At 65.0% G+C, this 2,545-nt stretch carries 3 protein-coding genes; 1 reads left to right on the top strand and 2 read right to left on the bottom strand.

Annotation, left to right across the window (positions count from 1 at the left end; all coding sequences use genetic code 11):
• Nucleotides 1-15 precede the first annotated feature (15 nt).
• Nucleotides 16-879, bottom strand: a complete 864-nt coding sequence (locus ACXJL8_RS38785) for an alpha/beta fold hydrolase (RefSeq protein ID WP_456686791.1) — start codon at nucleotides 877-879, stop codon at nucleotides 16-18.
• A 215-nt stretch (nucleotides 880-1,094) separates the two neighbouring features.
• Between ACXJL8_RS38785 and ACXJL8_RS38780 the strand changes: the two genes are divergently transcribed.
• Nucleotides 1,095-1,883: a TIGR02594 family protein gene (locus ACXJL8_RS38780; protein ID WP_456617329.1), complete on the top strand. Its 789-nt coding sequence runs from the start codon at nucleotides 1,095-1,097 to the stop codon at nucleotides 1,881-1,883.
• Between the two features lie 127 nt (nucleotides 1,884-2,010).
• Here ACXJL8_RS38780 and ACXJL8_RS38775 read toward each other — a convergent pair.
• Nucleotides 2,011-2,545: MOSC domain-containing protein (locus ACXJL8_RS38775; RefSeq protein ID WP_456686790.1), on the bottom strand; the 535-nt coding region annotated here is incomplete at its 5' end.

Below are 2,545 nucleotides of genomic sequence, written 5' to 3'. Positions count from 1 at the left end.
GCCCCGGAACGACAGCTAACTAGCCGCCACCGACCGCGGATCGCGCACCGGCCATCGCCCGGCTTCCACCAGCGTCACGAACCGCTCCACCGTCGCGTTGAACAACGCGGGCTCCTCGAGATTGAGCACGTGGCCGGACTTCGGGAACATCGCKAGGCCCGCGGCCGGCAGATGCTTCTTCAAAAACAGGCTTGCGCCCACGCACGGATCGTCCTCGTCGCCGCAGATGATCAGCGCCGGCGTGGGCACTTTCCTGATCGCATCCGTCATGGTGTAGATCGAGGGACGGCCGCCCTGGAAGCCGCGCATGGTGTTGGCCGATCCCTTGGCATCATGCCGCGCCAGCGCGGCGTAGAAATCGGCGTGGCCGCGCGGGTCCTTGACCAGGAAGGGAATCCGGCTCGGCGCCTCGCGCGTGACTTTTGCCACTTCGGCGGAGCCGAGCGTCTCGAACTGCTCGGCATTGGCGCGGCACTGCGTGCTCCAGGCGTCGAGAGTCTCGATCTCCGAGCCGGAGCCGACGCCGGCCAGCGTCATCGACAGCGCGCGCTGCGGGGCGTTCAGCCCGATCTGCAACGATGAATAGGCGCCCATCGAGAGCCCGACGAGATGCGCGCGCTCGATCTCGAGATGATCGAGCACCGCGAGCGCATCGCTGTAGAAATGTGTGTAGGTGTAGACCTCGCCCGCCGGCACATCCGACGGCGTATAGCCGCGCGCCGAATAGGTGATGCAGCGATGGCCGCGGGAGAAGTAGCGCATCTGCGGCTCCCAATTGGTGTAGTCGGCCGCGAACTCGTGCAGAAAAATGATCGGCGTTCCCTGGCCCGCCTCTTCGAAATAGATGCGGATGTCGTCCCTGGTCGTGGCGTGGGRCATTAACTGTTTCCCTCTCTTCAAGCCGTGATTTCGAAGATCGCAGTTAATGTTGTTGTCCGCAATGCGGCAGCCTCAGACCAGCACCAACGCTAAGTCATCGCAGCTATTCCCCGGCGTGGCGTCTTTTTCTCGCCACATCGGGCGGCTTAACGGCCGGACGGATGTCGGCCACCGCACGGGTCGACGGGAAGTGGGGGTGTAACGAAGGATGAAGTATGTTCGAGTTGTTTGCGTCTCGCCTGTCGCGCTGTGTCGTCGCGCTGGCGCTGTTCTTCGCGGCGGTGGCCGCGTTCACCTCTCCGGCTTCAGCACGGTCTCATCGTCATCATAGCGCAGAGCGGCACGCTTACGCGCATCACGCCAGCAGATATCATCATTACCGGCACCAGGCCCGCAGCTCGCGCTTCGAGCGCAGCGCGGCGCAGTTGCAGGCCGGCGGATTCATGAACACGCAGGCCAGCTACGATCCGAACGCCAATAGCGGCGGCATGGGTGACATGCGCTACGTGGGCGGCGGTGACATGGGCATCGGCGGAAACATGCGCCGCGCCGGCAAAGTGAGCCGGGCTGCTAACGTGAGCTACGCTGTCAACAAGAGCAGCGCCGGCGACAATGGCAATGCCGGCAACATGAGCATGAGCAGCGGCCTCGGTGGCGGCTCCGGTCTCGTGTCCGAGGCGCGCCGTTATCTCGGTGGCAACCCGACCGGGCGCGGCAGCCTGTGGTGCGCGCGCTTCATGAACATGGTGCTCGAGAAAACCGGCCACCATGGCACCGGCTCGGATATGGCGAACTCGTTCGCGCGTTACGGCACGCGTGTCTCCGGTCCGCAGGTGGGCGCCATCGCGGTGATGTCGCGCGGCCGCCGGGGCGGCCATGTCGGCATCATCACCGGCGTCGACGCGCAGGGCAATCCGATCATGATTTCCGGCAACAACGGCAACCGCGTCCGCGAGGCGCCGGTCTCGCGCGGCCGGATCTATGCGTATGTGATGCCGAACTGAGGCTCGTCATTGCGATAATTCGTAGGGTGGGCAAAGGCGCAATAGCGCCGTGCCCACCATTCTCGCAACGTTAACAAAAGTGGTGGGCACGCTTCGCCTTGCCCACCCTACGGCAGCGCTGGCCCCGTCACACCAGCCTCGGCTTTTCCACCGCGACCTGATCGCCGACGCCGATCTCGCCATCGGCGATCACCTCGGCATAGATGCCGCAATCCATATGGCCGAGGTTGCGCGAGAGCGTGGGCGGGATTTCGAGGTCGCGTGCGGCGGTCTCGGGATTGACGTTGGTGGCCGGGCAGCGAACGATGCGCTTGACCACTTTCAGCCGGACCTGGCCGATCGCGAGCGTCTGGCCGACGAGGTCGAGCTCCGACCAGGCCGGCCAGCCCTTCACGTAAAGATTGGCGCGGAAGCGCAGGGGATGCACGGGGGTCCCGCCGAGCATGGTCTCGATGGCGCGGACGCTGTCGAGATTGATGATGGACACGACCTTGCGGGCCACGTCGGAAAAGCTGTGGTCGCGCCCGGACAGCAGTTTTGGCGCGCCCTTCAGTTCGGGCTGAAAATTCTCGGTGAAATAGCCCTCGATGGCGGCGCGTCCGGCGGCGGTCTCCAGGTCGCCGGTGGCGACGATCTGGCCGTCCTTGCGGATGGTCAGGCGG

The sequence above is a fragment of the Bradyrhizobium sp. P5_C11_2 genome, assembly GCF_054049755.1.
Note: the sequence above shows the minus strand (reverse complement) of the source record. Positions and strands in the feature narration are given on the sequence as shown.

What these genes read in the sequence shown, in the direction of transcription:
- ACXJL8_RS38780 (WP_456617329.1), top strand. Translation starts at nt 1,095, where the DNA reads ATGTTCGAGTTGTTTGCGTCTCGCCTGTCGCGCTGTGTCGTCGCGCTG.